We start from the raw sequence: 18,230 nt of genomic DNA, 5'->3' as shown, positions 1-18,230 counted from the left end.
GGGTTCGGGTTTCCCGGCTTATCTGCTCTGGCCCAGGCGGTCGGGCAGGCTCTAGCCTGGAAAGGCGGGCCGTATTCTAAGCCGTAAGTATTCGAGCCTCAAGACGTGCCTAAACGGCAAACTACGCAGGCTAAATTTTCAGGCATCGAAACCATTGCGGGGTTTAAGATAGCGGAGAAACCAAAAATCGGCGGTATTTTCGGAACAACGCCGCAAGTTCATATCCAACAAAACGGGTTACCCATCCATGATGCAATTCGACTGGACAACCTTCATCCTGGAAATCCTCAACTTTCTGGTCCTGGTGTGGATACTGCAACGCTTTCTGTACCGGCCGGTACTGGCCATGCTGGATGCCCGGCAGCAGCGCATCAAAGACGAAACCGAGCAGGCCGCAAAATTGCGCAACCAAGCGGAAGCCCTGCGTCAACAATACGAACAACGATTAGCCGCTTGGAATCAAGAACAGGAGACCAGTCGCCGGCAACTAGAGGAGGAATTAGCGCAGTTGCGCAATACCGCGACAGAGAATTTGAAACAAAACCTGGCGGACGAAGAAGCTAAATTGCGCGTCCGCAACCAGACGCTGATTGCGGGAAGAGAAGCGGCTTTGGTAAGGGAAGCGGCGGGCGCTGCTTACGGGCAGGCCGCGGCTATATTGCAACGATTGGCTTCGCCGCAATTGACGCAGACTATTGTCGAGGTATTTTTGCAGGATCTGCTTAACATGCCGGATAGCGAACAAACTGCACTGCGCAAAGCGGGGGCGATGCTGATTGCCGCTTCTGCGGTCGAGGTGCTTAGCGCGCACCCCTTGAGCGAAGCCGATCAAGCGCGAGTGACGGAGGCCTTGTCGACTGCTGCTGGACAAACCTTGCAAATCACCTTCAAGGAAGACTCGGCCTTGATTGCCGGGCTGCGCGCCATAGTCGGCGAATGCCAATTGCACGCCAATCTGGCCGATGAATTGGCGTTTTTCCGGCGCCAAGCCAATCATGGTTGAGTCGGTTAAACCCTACCAATTCGGCTTGCGCTTATCCGAGCGCGGCTGTGTGGCCGGCATCGGCGATGGCATCGCCTGGATCCGCGGCTTGCCGACGGCGCGGCTGGACGAACTAATCGGTTTCGACGACGGCAGCACCGGCTTGGTGTTTCAGTTGGGCCGGGAAGTGTTGGGAGCGATTCTGTTGTCGCAAAACCGTGGCGTCACCGCCGGCATGGCGGTGCAACATATCGGCCGTAAGTTAGAAGTGGGTGTGGGCGATGCTTTATTGGGACGGGTGGTCGATCCGCTTGGCAGTCCACTGGACGGTTTACCGCCGCCGGAATTGCGCCAGTTTCGCTCATTGGAAGCTGCCGCGCCGCCCATCATCGAGCGCGATTTCGTCTCCGAACCTTTATACACCGGCTGTAAGATCGTCGATACGCTGATTCCCATCGGTAAGGGCCAGCGCCAGTTGATCATCGGCGACGACGGCATCGGCAAAAGCGCGCTGGCCCTGGATGCTGTGCTGAACCAACGCGGTCGCAACGTATTGTGCGTGATGGTGTTGATCGGCCAGCCGCGTTCTTCCGTCGCCGGTACCCTAGAAGCGCTGCGTCAGGCCGACGCGCTGGCCTATACCGTGGTGGTGGTCGCTGAGGCCAACGCTTTACCGGGTTTTCGCTATCTGGCGCCCTTTGCCGGCTGCGCGATTGCCGAGCACTGGATGCGCATGGGCCGTGACACCTTGGTGGTCTACGACGATTTGACGCGCCACGCTCAGTCCTATCGCGAGCTATCGCTGCTATTGCAACGGCCGCCAGGCCGGGAAGCCTATCCGGGCGATATTTTTTATCTGCATTCCCGGCTGCTGGAGCGCTCCACCGTGTTGTCTTCGGCCTATGGCGGCGGCAGCATGACCGCCTTGCCGATTATCGAAACCCGCCAGGGCGAGCTGTCGGCGTATATCCCCACCAACTTGATTTCGATCACCGACGGCCAGATTTATCTGGAGAGCAAGCTGTTCGCGGCGGGCATGCTGCCGGCCGTCGACATTGGCCGTTCGGTGTCGCGTATTGGCGGCAAGGCCCAGCATCCGGCCATCAAAACCGCTTCCGCGCATATCCGCTTGGATTATTTGCAGTTTTTGGAACTAGAGTTGTTCGCCCGCTTCGGCACCCGTTTGGAAGCCGGTGTCGAGGAAAAGCTGCAACGCGGCCGTTTGCTTCGGGAAATATTGAAACAGGACCGGCTGCAACCTTTGTCCGAACGCGCGCATCTGGCCTGGTTGCTGGCCTATGGCGAGGGTTTGCTGGAAAACCTCAAACCGGAACAGGCGGCCGGCGTATTGGCCGGGCTACTGGCAAAATTGCCGGATACGTTGAGTTTGGATTCGCCGAAAAAGCAATGGTTGTCAGTGTTGCGGCAACTCTTGGCGGATAAAACATGAGCCAGCGCCGGGAAGTCGAGGCGCGCTTAGCCTTGTTCGACGATTTGTCCGGCATTCTCGGCGCCATGCGCAGTTTTGCCTTGGCCGAGCTGCGGAAAGTGGGTAAGCGTGAAGCCGCGCAACAACAAGTCGTGCAGTCGCTGGAAACGGCCTTGGCCGATTTAGCCGACAGCTTGCCGGAGCCGGCTTTAAGCGCGCCCGCGAAAGACATCTGGCTGTTATTCGGTTCCGTGCGCGGCTTTTGCGGCAGCTTTAACGAAGACGTGATCCGTTACTGGCAGCAAAATGCTGATCAGCAGGGCCCTCTGATTCTGCTTGGCGAACGCCTGCACTCAATGGTTGAGGAACGCGCCGCATTGCAACGGCTGCGCGGTGCCGAAGGTGGTCTGGATGCGCCGGCAGCGATAGATAGTATTCTGGCGGCGGTGGCAGAGCTGCGCGGCGTCGAATTTGGACTGATAGCTTGTATTCGTGACGAACAAGGGGCGCGCAGCCAACGTCTTTGGCCTCTGGCGAATGTGGCCAGCCACGCCCGGCTAAACCCGCCGCTGACTTTCGCGCCGGCAGCGGAAGTGGCTCAAGGCGTTGCCGAACATTATCTGTTTCATACCTTGCTGGCCTTATTGTTACGCTCTATTCGGGTCGAAAACCACATGCGGCTGATGCAGATGGAAACCGCGTTGCGGCATCTGGAGCGAGGCGGCGAAGAATTACAACGGCAACGCAACCGGCTGCGCCAGGAAGAAATCGTCGAGGAAATCGAGTTGATGGTGGGGCGGCATGGCACCGCTGCCGGCTTATAAGCCATATTTCTTACGTTTTCGCCAAAAAGTCGCCCGGCTCATCCCTGCAAATTGCGCGGCCTGTTCCAGATTGTCCGGGTTATTTTCCAAGGCTTCGCGGATCAATTCCGCTTCGTTTTGACTTTTTGGGCGCGGTGCAAGATGCTGGTCAAGCGTTGCTGCCGGTCTAAGCGGCTCACGAAACTCGGGTGGCAAATCGCCTATGCCGAGTTCGCTGCCGCGGCCTACCGCATAGGCGTATTCGACGACATTATTCAGTTCCCGGACATTACCCGGCCAGCGGTAATCCAGCAACAGGCGCATCGCTTCCGGCGCGATGCGGTCGATATGGCGATGGCCTTGGGTGTTATGCCGGTCTATCAGGTGTTGCAGCAACAGGCTGATGTCCTGGCGACGTTCGCGTAGCGGTGGCAGAAAGATCGGCACTACCCGTAAGCGATACATCAAATCTTCTCGAAACCGCCCGGCCTTAACCTCTTCGCGCAACGATCTATGCGTGGCGGCAATAATCCGCACATCCACGCTGACCGCGCTATCGCCGCCCACTGGGGTGAAATTACGTTCCTGTATCACCCGCAGCAACTTGGCTTGCAGCTCCAGCGGCAACTCCGCTATTTCGTCCAAAAATAAAGTACCGCCGTTGGCACGTTGAAACAAGCCGGCATGATTACGCACCGCGCCGGTAAATGCGCCTTTGACGTGGCCGAACAATTCGCTTTCCAACAGGCTGGGGGTCAAGGCCGCGCAGTTGATCGCCAAAAACGGCTGATAGTGCCTAGGGCTTTCCAGGTGCAAGGCATGCGCCACCATCTCTTTACCGGTGCCGGATTCGCCGCGGATTAACACGGTGGCCTCAGTTTCGGCGACGTTGCGGATGATTTTGATGGCCTCTTTCATGGCCGGGTCGCGCGACAGAATGCCGTGAAAGCTGTCGCTGTCGTCCGGTTTTTGCTCGGGCGCTGTGTCGCTTTGCGGTTGCAGAAATTCAATCGCCCCGGCGAAGCCGCCGTTGTTGTCGTAGAAGGCGCGCGCGGTTCGATAACAATTCAGCGTCCGGCCATCCGGGCGATGTATCCGCACCTCTTGCGACTTGACGATGCCGAGTTCGGCCAGGTTGCAGGGATCGTTGCCGCTGTCGCAATTCAGCGCGGTTTTGCAAGGCTTGCCTACGGTCTCGGTTGCGTTCAGGCCGAACAATTGTTCGGCGCCTTTGCTCCACAGCAAAATGTCGCTATTGCTGTCTACGATAAAGGCTGCGCCGCTTTCGAATAAATCGGTCAACACTTCTACGACTTGATCGGCGCCGATTTGGCCGAGCCAGCGTTTGAATAGGGGGGAAGAAGATGCCATGCGTTCAAGCTCGTTTTGTTTCAGTGATGTTTCAAGTGTATCAGCATCGTTTCAATATTTCATATTGAAACGCCAAGCTTGGCCATCGCGAGGTCGCTTCATCAAACCTATCGACTTAATTCTTTAAGATAAGAAAACTAAAATAATCAGTTAAAACAAGGGTATATCTCTATTTGGCTCATGTTGCGAAGAGCTGGTTTTGTAGGCGGTGAGGATATAAATACTCCCGGTAAACTGGCACGAGTATTGATATACAGCACTTATATTCTTTTTACTTTGCGCTTAATGAGGCGGGTCATGATTTTCAGACAACTCTTCGAAAAAGAAACCTCCACCTACAGTTATTTGTTGGGATGCGAACGCAGCCGTCGTGCCTGCCTGATTGATCCGGTGGCGTCGGAGCTGCCGATTTATATCGATTTGCTGCAAAGCCTGAACCTCAAGCTGATTTACACATTCGAAACCCATGTGCACGCCGACCACATCACCGGCGCCGGTTTGTTGCGGGAAAAACTTGGCAGCAAGAGCGTGGTGCATCGGGATGCCGGCGCGCTGTGTGCCGATTTGCTGGTCACCGACGGGGTGTTATTGCAAGTGGGCGATCTGGATATTCAGGTGCGGCATACCCCCGGCCATACCGGCGGTTGCGTCAGTTATGTGATGGCTGATCGGGTGTTTACCGGCGATGCCTTGTTGATCGGCGGTAGCGGGCGCACCGATTTCCAGCAAGGCGATGCCGGCCAGCTGTATGACAGCATCACCGGCAAGTTATTCACATTACCGCCTGATACGCTGGTGTATCCGGGGCATGATTACCAGGGTAATACCGTGTCAACCATCAAACAGGAAATGGCAAAAAACACCCGCTTGGGCCAGGGGCGCACTCGCGCCGAGTTTATCGGCATCATGAGCGAGTTGAAGCTGGCGTATCCCAAGTTCATTGATCAGGCGCTGCCGGCCAATCAGTCCTGTGGGACGCCGGCCGAATAGGCGGAGTTAGCCGATGATCCTGACGCTAATCTTGGCAATCTGTATCGGCCTGCTGTTGGGCTTGTTGGGCGGCGGCGGTTCGATTTTGACGGTGCCGATGCTGGTTTACGTGCTGCATGTACCGCCCAAGACCGCGATCGTCACCTCATTTGTGGTGGTGGGTGTCTCCAGCCTGATGGCGTTGATCCCGCATGCGCGGCGCGGCCATGTCTGCTGGAAAAGCGCGCTGGTATTCGGTTTGGCCGGGATGCTCGGCGCATTCGGCGGTGGCCGCTTGGCCGGCCATTTTTCCGGGGACTGGCTCATGGTGTTTTTTGGCGCGATTACATTGTTGACGGGTCTGGCGATGATTTTCAAGAAAACGCCAAGCCAGCCGGCTGTTGAGCAGACGTTACCGATGTGTCCTTTACAAACACCGGTATTGCGATTGTTGTTCGACGGGGTTTTGGTCGGTGGGCTGACCGGCTTGGTGGGGGTCGGTGGCGGATTTTTGATTGTGCCGGCATTGACCTTGCTGGTGGGTTTGCCGATGCCGGCGGCTATCGGTACGTCGTTACTGGTTATTGTCATGAACGCTAGCGCCGGCTTGAGCGGCTACGCGAATCACGCCCAACTGGATATTCCGTTGATGGCGCTGGTGACGGTGGGTGCGGTAATGGGCAGTTTTCTGGGTGGCTGGTTATCCAACTTCATCAGCGCGACCGCGTTACGCCGCGGGTTTGGTTGGTTCGTGATACTGGTGGCGGTTTATGTATTGTTTAACGCGCTGAGCTGGCAACTATGGGCATCGTTAGAGCTGTGGCAGGATGACGAACGTGCCTGGCGACGAGGCTTGGCAGGATTGGCCGCCTTGTTGGCGCTCGGTTTGATAGGCAACCGCATTCATAGCACTACGCCGCGCAGAGAAGCGTTGCCAATGTCGCCCCGCCATCACCTTTGAATTAGGCTAGACTAATATTGACGGTTGTGCTACGCCGTTGATTCCGCCATCCGGTGCCAACCGCCTGGCGTATAACTATAAAAAATCGTTTGAGGAGGGTATATGTCTTATTCAATCAATACGTCACGTCGGCGCTTTTTTGCACAAAGTGGAGCGGGATTAATGGCGTGGGCTGCGGCGCCCGCATGGCTGAGAGCGATGGAAAACATGGCCGAGATGCCGACGATGCCGCCGCGCAAAGCCTCGGCCAATTTTCACCCGGACGTTGAATTGGACTTGATCTGCAAACCAAACGCGGTGGCTATTTTGCCCGGCCAGCCCACGCGCGTGCAGCAATATTTTGCCAAGTTGGTGAAGGGACCGGCGCAGACTTTAGCGGAAATTCCCGGCTCTTATTTGGGGCCGATACTGCGCTTCGAAAAGGGCCAAAAGATCAGAATCAATCTGCATAATCAGCTTAACGAACCGAGTATTACCCACTGGCATGGTTTGCATGTACCTGCGGAAGTGGACGGGCATCCGCTGTACACGATAGACAGCGGCCAAGTGTTTGTGTACGAATTTGAAATGCTTAATCGTGCCAGCATGAATATTTACCATCCGCATCCGCACAACACCACAGCCAAGCAGGTTTATCACGGTTTGGCGGGTGCGATTTTGGTTAACGACGAGGAAGAACGGCGCCTGGAACTGCCCGGCGGCGAATACGAAGTGCCGATCGTGATTCAGGACCGCAAGTTCGACGCGAATAATCAATTGCAATATGTGCATGCCATGCACGACAGAATGATGGGTTTTTACGGCGACCGGATTTTAGTGAACGGTCTGGCCAATTTTCAGCTCGACGTCGCCAGTCGAGCGTATCGTTTCCGCGTCCTCAACGGCTCAACGGCGCGCATCTACAAACTGGCTTGGGACGACAAATCGCCTATCACCGTCATCGGCACCGATGGCGGTTTGTTGGAAGCACCGGTCAATAAACCTTACGTGATGCTGGCCCCCGGCGAGCGTTTGGATATTTGGGCGGATTTCAGCGGGCGTAAAGTTGGCTCTCAGTTGGTGTTGCGCAGCCGTTCTTTTTCCGGCGTATTGCCGGGCATGGCCGAACGGATGATGGGCGGTGGTCAAGGCGATCATGGCCGTATGGGTGGCGGCATGGGTATGCATGCTAGCGCCATACCGGTGGGTAGCGACTATCCGATTTTTACGGTGAAAGTCACCCGGCAGCAAAGTGATAGTCCGAAATTACCTAACAGCCTGGCGAAAATTAACCATTACAGCGTAAACGACACAGCCAATCCCGGTAAACCGGTGCCCATCGCTATTTCGGAAGGGCCGATGCGCATGGTTTTAAATGGCCGGCCTTATGCTTATAACGATATTTTGCCGAGCGAGCGCATTCCCGTAAATACCGTGCAATTGCTGGAAATTTTTCATGCGCATGGCGGTGGCGGACACGGCGATAAAGCCGGTGGCGAGCACAGCAGTGCCGAGAAGGCCGATGCCGGTTCCCACAAAATGGGCGGTATGGGCATGATGGGTGGTATGCGGCATGGTGATAACAACCAGGGCGAAGGTGAGCACCGGCGCATGGGTATGATGGGCATGCGCCACGGCGGCGATAACGCAGAAGCCGGTGGGCATCAGATGGGCGGCATGGGCGGTATGAGCGGTATGGGAGGCGGAATGGGTATGATGATGTCCATGGCCCATCCGATTCATTTGCACGGCCAATATTTTCAAATCCTCAGCCGAACCATCGCCAATAACGAAAGCGCAGATTACGCCACGGTTAAAGAGGGTTTTATCGAAGGCGGCTGGAAAGACACGGTGTTGGTGATGCCGGGCGAGCGGGTCAAAATCATCAAGCCCTTCCAGGATTTTAAAGGTTTATTCATGTACCACTGCCATAACCTGGAACATGAAGATATGGGCATGATGCGCGATTTCCTGGTGGTCTAACCGGAAAGCGCCAATTGTCGGGGAGCGGGATATGACGATAATCAACAGGCATTTAACAGTCGAAGGCATGCATTGCCCTGGTTGTGAAGACACCATTCGCCTAGCGCTGGCCGATTTGCCGGGTGTGATAACGCTGGATGTCAGCTATGCGCGCGCGACGGTGGATGTGCAATTCGACGACCAGCTTGCCGACGAAGCGGCGATAGACCAAGCCATTCGTGCCAAGGGTTACGGTGTGGCACTGACGCCGCGGCCTGCCGCAGGGAAGCTGAAAGGCCTGTTGATTTTTCTGTTGTTATTGCTGGCGGTCGGCGGCGTGACGTTCTGGGGTAAGAGTCTGATGCCCGGCGTGATGCAACAAATATCACCGCACATGGACCAAGCGGTATTGTTGGGTATCGGTTTTCTCACCGGTTTTCATTGTATCGGTATGTGCGGTGGTTTTGTGGTGGGTTACACCGATCCCCGTCAAACCAAGTCCCGCCAGCTGCTGGCGCATTTTAGTTACGCCATCGGCAAGACCTTGTCTTACAGCGCACTCGGCGCCGGCTTTGGCTTGTTGGGCGCCACTATTGCGATTACCCCGCCAATGCGCGGCGGACTGGCTTTGGTGGCAAGCTTGTTTCTGTTGCTGTACGGTCTGAAGATGCTCAACGTCTTTGCCATCTTGCGCCGCTTTACCTTGCGTATGCCCAAGGCTGTCAATCGCCAGCTTGCCGATGAAATGCGCAAACCGCGCAGTGCGTTGCGTACCGGCTTGTTGACCGGTTTTTTGCTGGGCTGTGGGCCGTTACAGGCTATGTATGTGATGGCCGCCGGCAGCGGCGACCCGCTACAGGGCGCGTCGATGCTGTTCTGGTTTGGTCTCGGTACTTTAGCGCCGTTATTGGGGTTTGGGTTCTTCGCCAGCTTGTTGTCGCAGGTTTTCATGCGCCAGCTGGTAAAGGTTTCCGCAATATTGGTGATCGCGATGGGCGTGATGATGGCGCAGCGCGGTTTCAAAATCATCCAGGCAGGCCAGATGCCCGTAGCAATGCCGGCTCATACTCAGCCTGTTCAGTGAGGTAAAGTGTTGGATATTCAGCGTTTCAGACAATTGAACGAGCAGGCCAAATTGCTGGCGGACGAAATAGGCAATTTGCTGATAGAAGTGTTTCATTATTTGGCCTTGTTTGTCATTGGTGCCAGTATTGTCTGGTCGGCGGTGGTGGCATACGGCGGCATGATGCTGCAAGGCCACGCCACCATTGGTGACATTTTGCTGTTGTTTATTTATTTGGAATTGGGTGCGATGGTCGGCATCTATTTCAAAACTAACTTAATGCCAGTGCGTTGTCTGATTTACATTGCCATCACCGCGCTGGCTAGATTGTTGATCGCGGATATTCAAGCCCATCATCAGGCCGATATGGGCATTTTGCTGGTGTCCGGCGGCATTTTGTTGTTGGCCTTGTCGACCGTGATTATTCGCAAGCCAAGTGACGATACCTGAACCGGCAGTTACAGATAAAGGAAGATTAAGATGAACAAATCATTACTGATTACGGCGTTGGTGTTAACGGTTCCTACTGTCCAGGCCATCCCACCTGTCGATCCATCGCGCTTGGACGAAGTGCAAGAGCGCGGCAGCCATGTCATGCCGTTTGCACTGGAAAAAACCCTGCATATTTTCAATAAGACTGATACCGGCGGTATTCAACAAGTGATCGCTAAGGATGCCGCTGACAGCCAACAAATTGGCTTAGTGCGCAGTCATCTGTCGCAACTGGCTACACATTTTGCGGCTGGCGATTTTTCAGGGCCGCGGCGCATTCATGGGGATGACATGCCGGGGCTAAACGCCTTGGCGTCGGCAGCCGGGAAAGTCAGTTTTGCCTATCGGGAATTGCCGAACGGTGCCGAGATAGAGTATCGGAGTGAAGATAAGCAGCTGATTGAGGCAGTGCACAGCTATTTCGATGCCCAACTCAGCGACCACGCTCGCCATGCTGTGCCCGGTGGACATGCTATGCATCATGGTGGTCATCAGCCATAGTTACTTTTCGGCGGCTCCGGCTTGGGGACGTGATTTTTCCAACCACTCTCGATTAGGATGCCAGTGGCTGATCCAGGCGGGCAAATCTGCAGCAGGCATCGGCCGCGCAATGCCGTAGCCCTGGGCGTTATCGCAGCCCAGTTTCAGCAATAGCAAGCCATGTTCATCGGTTTCGACGCCTTCGGCTATTACTTGCCGATGAAAGGCGGCGGTGAGATTGATAATGCCGGCGACGATGGCCAGATCTTCCGGGTCGCCGAGAATGTCGCGAATAAAGGATTGGTCGATTTTTAAGGTGTCGGCCGGCAAGGCTTTAAGGTAGGTCAGTGACGAATAGCCGGTGCCGAAATCGTCCAACGCAAAGCCGACGCCCAGTTTTTGGCATTCCTTCATTACGGCGGTGACGCGGCCAATGTCTTCCAGTGCGGCTGTTTCCAATATCTCCAGTTCCAGGCAGTGGGGGCGCAGTTGCGGATGCGCGGCAAAGCCGGTTTTCAAGGTGTCGACGAAATCCTGGTGCAGTAAGTGGCGCGGGGCGATATTGATGCTGATGGCAATGTTCAAGCCCATGTCTTGCCACGTTTGCAGGTGGTCCAGGGCGCGGGCCAATACCCAATTGCCCAGGGCGATGACCAGTTCGGTGCCTTCTATGTCGGGTAAAAACGCCGCAGGCGACAATAAGCCGCGCTCGGGATGCCGCCAGCGAATCAAAGCCTCCGCACCCAGCACTTTACCCAGGCGCATATTGACCTTGGGTTGAAAATACAGCACGAACTGGTTATTCAGCAGCGCGGTTTCGATTTGCGTTAAGGTTTCGCCGCGTATCAGCGCTATCCGATCCAGTTCCTGATCGAACAGGTGGTAGCGATTTTTGCCGCGTTGTTTGGCGACATACATGGCCTGGTCGGCATGCCGCAACAAGGTGTCCGCGCTCGCCAGATCGTCGGGGTACAGGGTAAGGCCCACGCTGGCGGAGACACAGACCAGGTTATCTGCAATCGACATGGGTTCCGCGACTTTGCAAAGCATGCGCTCCAATACCGCCTCGCATTCGCGGCTGTCGTTAAAATCCAGCAATAGCAGCACAAACTCATCGCCGCCGATGCGAGCCACAGTATCGCCGGCGCGCAGGCAGTCGCGGATGCGTAGGGATGTTTCAATCAGCAATTGATCGCCCACTTCGTGGCCGTACTGATCGTTGACCGGTTTAAAACCATCCAGATCCAGATAGCATACCGCCATATGGTTGCCGGCGCGGTGTGTGTGGGCCAGCGCTTGGGCTAGGCGGTCTGCCAGTAATACGCGGTTGGGGATGCCGGTCAGCGGATCAAAATGGGCGATGCGTTCCAGATCGTATTCATGGTTCTTCAGCGGGGTAATGTCGGCCGACAAACCGATGTAATGATGAATTTTGCCGTCGTCGTCCCGCACTACCGAAATCGAGGTCAGCGCAGCAAAAACCTCGCCTTTTTTATTGCGGTTCCACAGTTCGCCACTCCAATGATCGTGTGCGTTCAGTGCTTGCCATATGGCTTTGTAAAATTCCGCGGATTGCCGGCCGGATTTGAGAATACTGGGATTTTTACCCAGCACTTCCTCGCGCGCGTAGCCGGTAATTCGACTAAAAGCCGCGTTGACATCAATAATGCGGTTCTCGCTGTCGGTAATGACGACGCTGTCGTGAGTGTGGGCAAATACACTGGCCGCCAGGCGTTGCCCAGCCTCGCGGCGTTGCAGCTCTTGACGAAATTGTTCGCGTTGCAACAGATTGCGAATCCGCAAGCGGGCGATTTCGATGCTGATGGGTTTGGTCAAATAGTCCGCGGCGCCCAAAGAAAAGCCCAAGGCCTCGGCTTGAATTTCGTTTAAAGCGGTCACGAACACAATCGGAATGTCTTTTAACAGCGGACTGGCCTTGATCCGCCGACAGGTTTCGTAGCCGTCCATATCCGGCATCATGATGTCGAGCAGAATCAGATCAGGCGGCTCATCCAGCGCCAGTTCCAAGCCTTTAGCGCCGGAAGTGGCGATTTGAATTTGATAATCGTCCTGCAATGCCAAACCCAACAAGGCCAGGTTGGCGGGGGTGTCGTCGATGGCGAGAATTTTCAATTGTTTGCTGTTCATTCGGTTTCTACTCCATTCCAACCCAAGGCTGAATAAAGCTGCCGCAACTGCTGGCGTGCCTGGTCGAATTTCATTTCGTTAACCGACTGAGCTATTTCGGAAAACCCTGGTTCTAGCGCACTAGCGCGCAGTAAATTTTGCAATGCTTTAACGTGATTAATGGCATGGAACATGTTTTTGGCTAATAAGTTATCGAGTTCGTCCATTAGCGGCCGTAATTCTTGGTTGTGGTGCAGCAAGGCGATGTCTTCCGCGCTGATTGCCGGGTCGGCTGCCGCAAAGAAGGGTTGTTCCGGATGGGCTGGCGCATCTTGATAATGTTCGGCATTGACTGCTGCGGAATACAGCTCCGCGCAAGGGACGGGTAAGCGCTGTTGTGCGGAAGTGTGGTTATGCAGTTGACAGTCAACCAGGTCGCAGCGAATTCTGAACCAGAACCGGGCGCCCCTGCCCGGACTACTCTCCACGCCGGCTTCGCCCTGCATCAGCCCGGCAAAGCGTTGGACGATGGATAAGCCCAGACCGGTGCCGGCGTAACGCCGCGTCGAACTGGCGTCGATTTGGGTAAAGGGTTTGAAAAGTAGGCTCTGTTGGTCGGCGGCAATGCCGATGCCTTGATCGGACACGGAAAATTCCAGTTGTGCTTGCGAACCTTGCCGATGCAACTCTATTACCTGGATTTTGATCGCGCCTTGATTAGTAAATTTGATGGCATTGCTGACCAGATTTGACAGCATTTGCCTGACTCTGATTTGATCCAGTAGATAGCATTGCTCGCTTGGGCCGAGCCAGACGGTTTCGATTTGCAGGTTTTTCTGATGTGCGCTTTCCCCGAACAGCGACTGGACTTCGGTGATGATTTGCCGAGGCTGCGCGGCAGAGTAAACCAGCTCCAGCCGATTGGCTTCGATTTTGGACAAATCCAACACATCGTTTAACAGGGTTAATAGAGTCTGTCCGGATGCGAGGATAGTGCGGGCGCATTCTTGATGCTTGCTTGGGTCGCAGTCAGGTAGACTCAGCAGTTGCGCCATTCCCAAGATACCGTTCAACGGGGTGCGGATTTCGTGCGACATGGTGGCCAGGAAATTACTTTTGGCCTGGTTCGCGCTTTCCGCGATGCGGGTTTTGATTTCATTGCTCAATATCAGCGCCATGTGCGAGAAAAACGGCGATAGATAATCGCGCATTTGCGCGGAGCCCAACATATCGGTCATTTTGATGGCACCGATTAATTCTTTGCCCACCTGCAAGGGCATGACCCAGGTGCAGGCAATAGCCGGCGTCATGCCGCGCAGTAGCGTGTGCTCAGAATCCGTGGCTTGTTCGACAAAGCGGCGCTGCTGAAAAACTTCGTTGATTAAGGGATCGTCGATATGATCAATAATTTGGCGTTCGCCGGCTAAATTGGCGTAATGGATTGCCCCCGCGTCCAGATAATAAATTTCGACATTACTGCCGCCCAAACTGCCGCACAAAGCAGTCATTAAGCTCTCTAACAATCCTTCGACGCCGGCGATGGGGTTTAACAACTCCAGCATGTGCAGGATCAGATACAGATTGGCTTTTTCTTCCGAAAGTTTGCGGACGCGGGTTTCCAATTGCTTGATTTGGTCCTGCAGCTCTTGATGGGAGGGCGCTTGGGTCATTGTTCCGCAGCAAGCCGGCGTTGAATGGCATCCGCCAAAACGGTTTCCAAATGCTTCAGGCTGACATCCATCCATGCCAGCGGCAAATCCACGAAGCGCGCAGCGGTTTCGGCGGCGGCGCTGAAATCGCCGTTACACGGGGTACGCAGCGCCAGAATATATTTATGACTACTGTGAAATATCTCCCTGATCACCGTCATGTTTGCGCCGAAGCAGGCGGTGATCATGGGTTCCCAGGTCAAGGCCCAGTCTTCCAGTAAAAAATACGCGCCTTTTTCCAGTTCCTGCATGAATAACTCGTAGCCGAGCAGCATGACGATACAGTTTTGGCCGTGGGTGCGGCAAGTGTGGTGGCCCTCCAGATATTTTTCCATCAACGGGTGGCAGCCGCCGTAAAACACCACGGTTTTTTCACCGAGTTTCTCGCGTTCTTCCAGCGCCTGATTCAGCTCGGTCGACAAACGATTCAGGTAATTGTGCAAGGCTGAATCCAGATAATGGGTATGCACGTTCCAGTGATTTTTCGCGATTAGTCCGTCCACTTCCTTACGCAAAATGCCGCAGCCCACCATGGTCAGCGGAGTTTGATTTTCCGGATGTATCGCGAAGGTTTTCATGGCAGTCTCCCGTATTCGAATGCTGCATCGACCATGGTCCGAATGTTGGCCTCGGGCACGGCCATTGGCATGACGCCGTTACCGAACAAAAAATGGCCGCCGGTTTTGCCGATTTCGACAATACGCTGCACTTCGGCGCGGGTTTGCTCGACGCTCCAGTGAATCATTTTTATATCGTCGATGACCCCGCAGGTCAGGCCGCGATTACCGATCAGGCGTTTGGCTTCGGCTAAGTCGGCGAGTGGGCTGATGTGGTGAATTTTGATGTGAAGTTCATCGAAAACCAAATCGATCACATCGTTAAAAGCCGCCATGCCGCAGTAATAAACTAGGCCTTCACTACCGCCCGGCAGCAAGTCGCGGCGCATCCAGGGCAGTACTGTTTGCTCAATTTGCTTGCGGCTGACGAAGTAGGGCGAGCCAAATGGCGTGGAGTAAATCAATACATTGGCGCCCAAGGCCCGTAAGGCGGCGAATTCCTGCTGGCAGAAATCCGAGCATTTGCGCAGCAGTTCGTCGCGGACATCAAAAGGACCCAGCAGGAATAACTCCATCCATTTATCCATACCCATCAAGATGGCCGGTAACGTGGTCGAGGCCGTGACGTAGGCGCAAGTCGGATGTGTAGTGCCGACTTCACTTTGCAAAATCTTTAGACAGTCGGAAACCGATTGCCAGGCTGGGTGAAGTGTAATGTCGGTGGGAATTTCGAGTTTGGCAATGTCGTCCAGATTTTTGATGACGAAGTCAGCGACATTCGGCGCACCGTCGTCGGCAAACAGGATTTCCCGGCAACCCAGCAATTCCGCTTCTTTGCCGACATAATGCAGGCTCCAGATGTTGTCGTAGCCGTAGCGCCGCAACAGGCGTAATTGGCCGTCGGCCACATATTCGCCCTTGCTGAAGTATTGCTTGGCAGGCATGCCCAATTCCCGTGCGCCGTGATCGGGCAGATTGCAAAAAACCGGAACGCGCGGCGCGGGGCTGCCGGTCATCGCTGCGGTGAGGATTTCCAAAGGTGTCATGGCTTGACCTCGCGAATCAGATCGACAATGACTTTGGCCGCGGTGACGCCATCCGGCGCCCAGGCATCCGCGCCGACCTTGGTGTACAACTCAGGATCGAAACGGTAGGGAGCGCCGCCTACCGCCAGTTTGATTTGCTGTTCCAGGCCACGCTCCTGTAACAAACTGCGCACGCCCAGACTGCCTTTTGCGCTGGTGGCGGTGTGGACCATCATGGCGGATACCGCGATGACTTGGGCGCTCTCGGATACCGCGGTATCGACGAATTTTTCGGCTGTGACGTTGGTGCCCAGATCGACCACATCCACCATCAGTGATTTCAAGCAGCCGCTGACGATCCGTTTGCCCAGGGAATGCAGGTCACCGTAAGCTGCGCCGATGACGACCCGTCCTATCATTTCCGGGGGTTTACTGAACTTCTCCAGCATTTTTTCGGTGACGTCGGCCGCAATTTGCGCGGTCATGAAATGCTGGGCCAGATTGGCGTCCGGATCTTTTTCGATTAAGGTCATCATCAACTCGATGGCCGGGATGACTAATTTGAAGACGATATCCTCGGGGCTGAATCCGTCGTTTAAGGCGTGATTGACGACCTCCAGGGCGGCCGGCTTATCGGTTTCGAATACCGCCTGGTTATAGGATTGAATATAAGCGTCGAGCATTATTCGAATTCCTCGATGGACATGGGCTGCAAGCGTAAATTGTCGATAAAGCGGTTTTCATATTCGAAAACCCCGCCAAGATTGACCACGCGCGCCCGTTGCACAATATTGTTTAACAGACTTGGCCCGGCCGGATTCAACAGCAGTTGTTCGCAGCCGGCCAGACTGGCATTGGTCAGCAGGCTGACCCGTTCGGGGGGTATAGGAGGCAGTAAGCCAACCCGAAACCCGCTGTTTAGGTCCAAATGTTGACCAAAACTTCCGCAAATCCACAGACGATTCAAATCGCTTATTGCCAAGCCTGCGTACGACATCAATTGTGACATGGCAGCGGCTGTCGATGCCTTGGCACGCTGGAAAATATCGATGTCGCTCGCAAAAATGGCACTTTTGGGCATGTTGGTTTGCAATAAAAAGCCTTGTTCGGACAGCGGTTCGGCGAAGCGTCCGGACGGTTTCAGATGCTTTTGGTCCAGTAGCAAGGCAATGGCATCAATGAAGCCGCTGGCGCAGTAGCCGCGCGCCTGGACATCTCCTATCGTCCGTAAGCCGCTTGCCGACACTTTGCAAATCGCGCCGGCTTCTGCGGTTAAACCGTTGCGCATACCTACGCCTTCGAAAGCGGGGCCGCCCGGCACGGAACTGACCCACAGGTTGCTGCCGTCCCACACGGCGATTTCGGTATTAGTGCCGAAGTCGGCCAACAGCATCGGTTGCGATTGTTCAGTAATGCCGGTAGCGAGCAGGTCGGCCAGTAAATCCGAACCAATAAAACCAGCCAGCGGTTGGGCGATGTCGATGTCGGCATGCGGCGTGCGCCATGTCTGCCGCCAGGCATCGACATCGGCGGGCAGACAGGCGATAGGGCTTTGCCAGTTCTCGGGCTGGTAGAGGCTGTCGCCGCTATTGCCGCAAATCAGCGTCAACATCGCGGTATTGCCCACTATTAATACTTTGCCCAGTTCCGCCAGTATCGGCGTTATTTCGCCCATATCGCGGCTGAGAATGTCGCGTATGCCGTCGATGATGGCCGCGCGCGCTTCCCGGCCTATGCGTCGGCAATCTTGATCGTCCAGGCGCTCGGCATCCAGCCGGGTCAGAATGTCCGCGCCATGCGCGACTTGTGGATTGATGCTGTAACGGGTGCCGATGCGTCGGCCGGATTGCCGATTCCACAACGATAGGCGGATGTGTGTTGTCCCCAGGTCTACCGCCACCCCGTAGACATACTCGGAAACGGTAGGATTAGCGTGGGCTTGATAAAGCGGGGTGGGGTCCAGACTTTTCCAGGCGGAATGCGGCGCCGGATTGTCCAGATAAAGCGTGCAGTCGCTGCGTGCCCGCAACTGGCAGGCTAAACGTATGCCGCCAGCCAAATCTTCAGGAAGCAGCTTTTGCCGTTCCGCCAGCGTCGGTGGGTTAAATTCGCCGTCGACGGTTTGAATCAGACACGCGCCACAGGTGCCCAAACCGCCGCAGGCAGCGCGTACGCGCAAATCGGTGGTGTCGAGGACTTGGCGTACCGACAGATCGGATTTGAGCAGTATGCGTAACGTCTGATCGTTACTGCCGACCGTTGCCAGCATATCGCCAGCTGGGTGTGCCGGCAGTCCGGTATCGGGAGGGATGATGGTCATA

16 protein-coding genes are annotated in these 18,230 nt (G+C 55.3%); 9 read left to right on the top strand and 7 right to left on the bottom strand.

All coding sequences use genetic code 11. The features are described 5' to 3' along the window. The first annotated feature begins 247 nt into the window (after positions 1 to 247). The 3 genes from CWO84_RS18715 to CWO84_RS18705 are packed head-to-tail and all read left to right on the top strand — an operon-like array spanning position 248 to position 3,235. Positions 248 to 1,003 carry a F0F1 ATP synthase subunit delta gene (locus tag CWO84_RS18715; RefSeq protein WP_084153350.1) on the top strand — a complete coding sequence of 252 codons (756 nt, stop codon included), beginning with the start codon at positions 248 to 250 and terminating at the stop codon, positions 1,001 to 1,003. Next, positions 963 to 2,432, top strand: a complete 1,470-nt coding sequence (locus CWO84_RS18710; RefSeq protein ID WP_051670150.1) for a F0F1 ATP synthase subunit alpha — start codon at positions 963 to 965, stop codon at positions 2,430 to 2,432. The genes CWO84_RS18715 and CWO84_RS18710 overlap by 41 nt, the downstream gene beginning before the upstream one ends. Further along, positions 2,429 to 3,235 carry a F0F1 ATP synthase subunit gamma gene (locus CWO84_RS18705; RefSeq protein ID WP_033157706.1) on the top strand — a complete coding sequence of 269 codons (807 nt, stop codon included), beginning with the start codon at positions 2,429 to 2,431 and terminating at the stop codon, positions 3,233 to 3,235. The genes CWO84_RS18710 and CWO84_RS18705 overlap by 4 nt, the downstream gene beginning before the upstream one ends. Here the strand turns inward: CWO84_RS18705 and CWO84_RS18700 are convergent. After that, on the bottom strand, positions 3,230 to 4,585 hold the full coding sequence (locus tag CWO84_RS18700) for a sigma-54-dependent Fis family transcriptional regulator (RefSeq protein ID WP_033157707.1): 1,356 nt from the start codon (positions 4,583 to 4,585) through the stop codon (positions 3,230 to 3,232). The genes CWO84_RS18705 and CWO84_RS18700 overlap by 6 nt on opposite strands. 297 nt (positions 4,586 to 4,882) lie before the next feature. On the opposite strand from CWO84_RS18700, the gene CWO84_RS18695 reads away from it, so the two are divergent. From CWO84_RS18695 to CWO84_RS18670, 6 genes are all read left to right on the top strand, one after another. Then, positions 4,883 to 5,575, top strand: a complete 693-nt coding sequence (locus tag CWO84_RS18695) for an MBL fold metallo-hydrolase (RefSeq protein WP_033157708.1) — start codon at positions 4,883 to 4,885, stop codon at positions 5,573 to 5,575. Between the two features lie 13 nt (positions 5,576 to 5,588). Next, entirely contained in the window at positions 5,589 to 6,515 is a 927-nt protein-coding gene (locus CWO84_RS18690; protein WP_033157709.1) for a sulfite exporter TauE/SafE family protein, read from the top strand. A gap of 102 nt (positions 6,516 to 6,617) precedes the next feature. Beyond that, positions 6,618 to 8,477 carry a multicopper oxidase domain-containing protein gene (locus CWO84_RS18685; RefSeq protein WP_033157710.1) on the top strand — a complete coding sequence of 620 codons (1,860 nt, stop codon included), beginning with the start codon at positions 6,618 to 6,620 and terminating at the stop codon, positions 8,475 to 8,477. Between the two features lie 31 nt (positions 8,478 to 8,508). After that, positions 8,509 to 9,540 (top strand): sulfite exporter TauE/SafE family protein, encoded by a 1,032-nt coding sequence (locus CWO84_RS18680; protein WP_033157711.1) that lies wholly within the window; start codon positions 8,509 to 8,511, stop codon positions 9,538 to 9,540. 9 nt (positions 9,541 to 9,549) lie between these two features. Further along, positions 9,550 to 9,969, top strand: a complete 420-nt coding sequence (locus CWO84_RS18675; protein WP_033157857.1) for a phosphate-starvation-inducible PsiE family protein — start codon at positions 9,550 to 9,552, stop codon at positions 9,967 to 9,969. Between the two features lie 30 nt (positions 9,970 to 9,999). Then, positions 10,000 to 10,512 carry a hypothetical protein gene (locus tag CWO84_RS18670; RefSeq protein ID WP_033157712.1) on the top strand — a complete coding sequence of 171 codons (513 nt, stop codon included), beginning with the start codon at positions 10,000 to 10,002 and terminating at the stop codon, positions 10,510 to 10,512. On the opposite strand, the gene CWO84_RS18665 is transcribed toward CWO84_RS18670, so the two are convergent. Genes CWO84_RS18665 through CWO84_RS18640 form a run of 6 tightly spaced genes read right to left on the bottom strand, consistent with a single transcriptional unit; the run spans position 10,513 to position 18,229 of the window. Then, positions 10,513 to 12,639: an EAL domain-containing protein gene (locus tag CWO84_RS18665; protein ID WP_101054497.1), complete on the bottom strand. Its 2,127-nt coding sequence runs from the start codon at positions 12,637 to 12,639 to the stop codon at positions 10,513 to 10,515. After that, positions 12,636 to 14,288 carry an ATP-binding protein gene (locus tag CWO84_RS18660; RefSeq protein WP_165786377.1) on the bottom strand — a complete coding sequence of 551 codons (1,653 nt, stop codon included), beginning with the start codon at positions 14,286 to 14,288 and terminating at the stop codon, positions 12,636 to 12,638. The genes CWO84_RS18665 and CWO84_RS18660 overlap by 4 nt, the downstream gene beginning before the upstream one ends. Then, a complete protein-coding gene (locus CWO84_RS18655; RefSeq protein WP_033157714.1) occupies positions 14,285 to 14,905 on the bottom strand; it encodes a DUF1638 domain-containing protein in 621 nt (206 codons plus the stop codon). The genes CWO84_RS18660 and CWO84_RS18655 overlap by 4 nt, the downstream gene beginning before the upstream one ends. Then, positions 14,902 to 15,930 carry a uroporphyrinogen decarboxylase family protein gene (locus CWO84_RS18650; RefSeq protein WP_033157715.1) on the bottom strand — a complete coding sequence of 343 codons (1,029 nt, stop codon included), beginning with the start codon at positions 15,928 to 15,930 and terminating at the stop codon, positions 14,902 to 14,904. Before CWO84_RS18650 ends, CWO84_RS18655 begins: the two co-directional genes overlap by 4 nt. Next, positions 15,927 to 16,592, bottom strand: a complete 666-nt coding sequence (locus CWO84_RS18645; RefSeq protein WP_033157716.1) for a cobalamin-dependent protein — start codon at positions 16,590 to 16,592, stop codon at positions 15,927 to 15,929. Before CWO84_RS18645 ends, CWO84_RS18650 begins: the two co-directional genes overlap by 4 nt. Continuing rightward, on the bottom strand, positions 16,592 to 18,229 hold the full coding sequence (locus CWO84_RS18640) for an ASKHA domain-containing protein (protein WP_101054491.1): 1,638 nt from the start codon (positions 18,227 to 18,229) through the stop codon (positions 16,592 to 16,594). Before CWO84_RS18640 ends, CWO84_RS18645 begins: the two co-directional genes overlap by 1 nt. Between the last annotated feature and the right edge of the window lies 1 nt (position 18,230).

The organism is Methylomonas sp. Kb3 (assembly GCF_002834115.1).
GTDB classification, from domain to species: Bacteria; Pseudomonadota; Gammaproteobacteria; order Methylococcales; family Methylomonadaceae; genus Methylomonas; species Methylomonas defluvii.
Note: the sequence above shows the minus strand (reverse complement) of the source record. Positions and strands in the feature narration are given on the sequence as shown.

Coding starts and splice junctions, on each gene's coding strand:
- CWO84_RS18710 (WP_051670150.1), top strand. CDS start 963: ATGAATTGGCGTTTTTCCGGCGCCAAGCCAATCATGGTTGAGTCGGTT.
- CWO84_RS18665 (WP_101054497.1), bottom strand. CDS start 12,639: ATGAACAGCAAACAATTGAAAATTCTCGCCATCGACGACACCCCCGCC.
- CWO84_RS18660 (WP_165786377.1), bottom strand. CDS start 14,288: ATGACCCAAGCGCCCTCCCATCAAGAGCTGCAGGACCAAATCAAGCAA.
- CWO84_RS18680 (WP_033157711.1), top strand. CDS start 8,509: ATGACGATAATCAACAGGCATTTAACAGTCGAAGGCATGCATTGCCCT.
- CWO84_RS18650 (WP_033157715.1), bottom strand. CDS start 15,930: ATGACACCTTTGGAAATCCTCACCGCAGCGATGACCGGCAGCCCCGCG.
- CWO84_RS18640 (WP_101054491.1), bottom strand. CDS start 18,229: ATGACCATCATCCCTCCCGATACCGGACTGCCGGCACACCCAGCTGGC.
- CWO84_RS18695 (WP_033157708.1), top strand. CDS start 4,883: ATGATTTTCAGACAACTCTTCGAAAAAGAAACCTCCACCTACAGTTAT.
- CWO84_RS18690 (WP_033157709.1), top strand. CDS start 5,589: ATGATCCTGACGCTAATCTTGGCAATCTGTATCGGCCTGCTGTTGGGC.
- CWO84_RS18700 (WP_033157707.1), bottom strand. CDS start 4,585: ATGGCATCTTCTTCCCCCCTATTCAAACGCTGGCTCGGCCAAATCGGC.
- CWO84_RS18705 (WP_033157706.1), top strand. CDS start 2,429: ATGAGCCAGCGCCGGGAAGTCGAGGCGCGCTTAGCCTTGTTCGACGAT.
- CWO84_RS18715 (WP_084153350.1), top strand. CDS start 248: ATGATGCAATTCGACTGGACAACCTTCATCCTGGAAATCCTCAACTTT.
- CWO84_RS18655 (WP_033157714.1), bottom strand. CDS start 14,905: ATGAAAACCTTCGCGATACATCCGGAAAATCAAACTCCGCTGACCATG.
- CWO84_RS18645 (WP_033157716.1), bottom strand. CDS start 16,592: ATGCTCGACGCTTATATTCAATCCTATAACCAGGCGGTATTCGAAACC.
- CWO84_RS18685 (WP_033157710.1), top strand. CDS start 6,618: ATGTCTTATTCAATCAATACGTCACGTCGGCGCTTTTTTGCACAAAGT.
- CWO84_RS18670 (WP_033157712.1), top strand. CDS start 10,000: ATGAACAAATCATTACTGATTACGGCGTTGGTGTTAACGGTTCCTACT.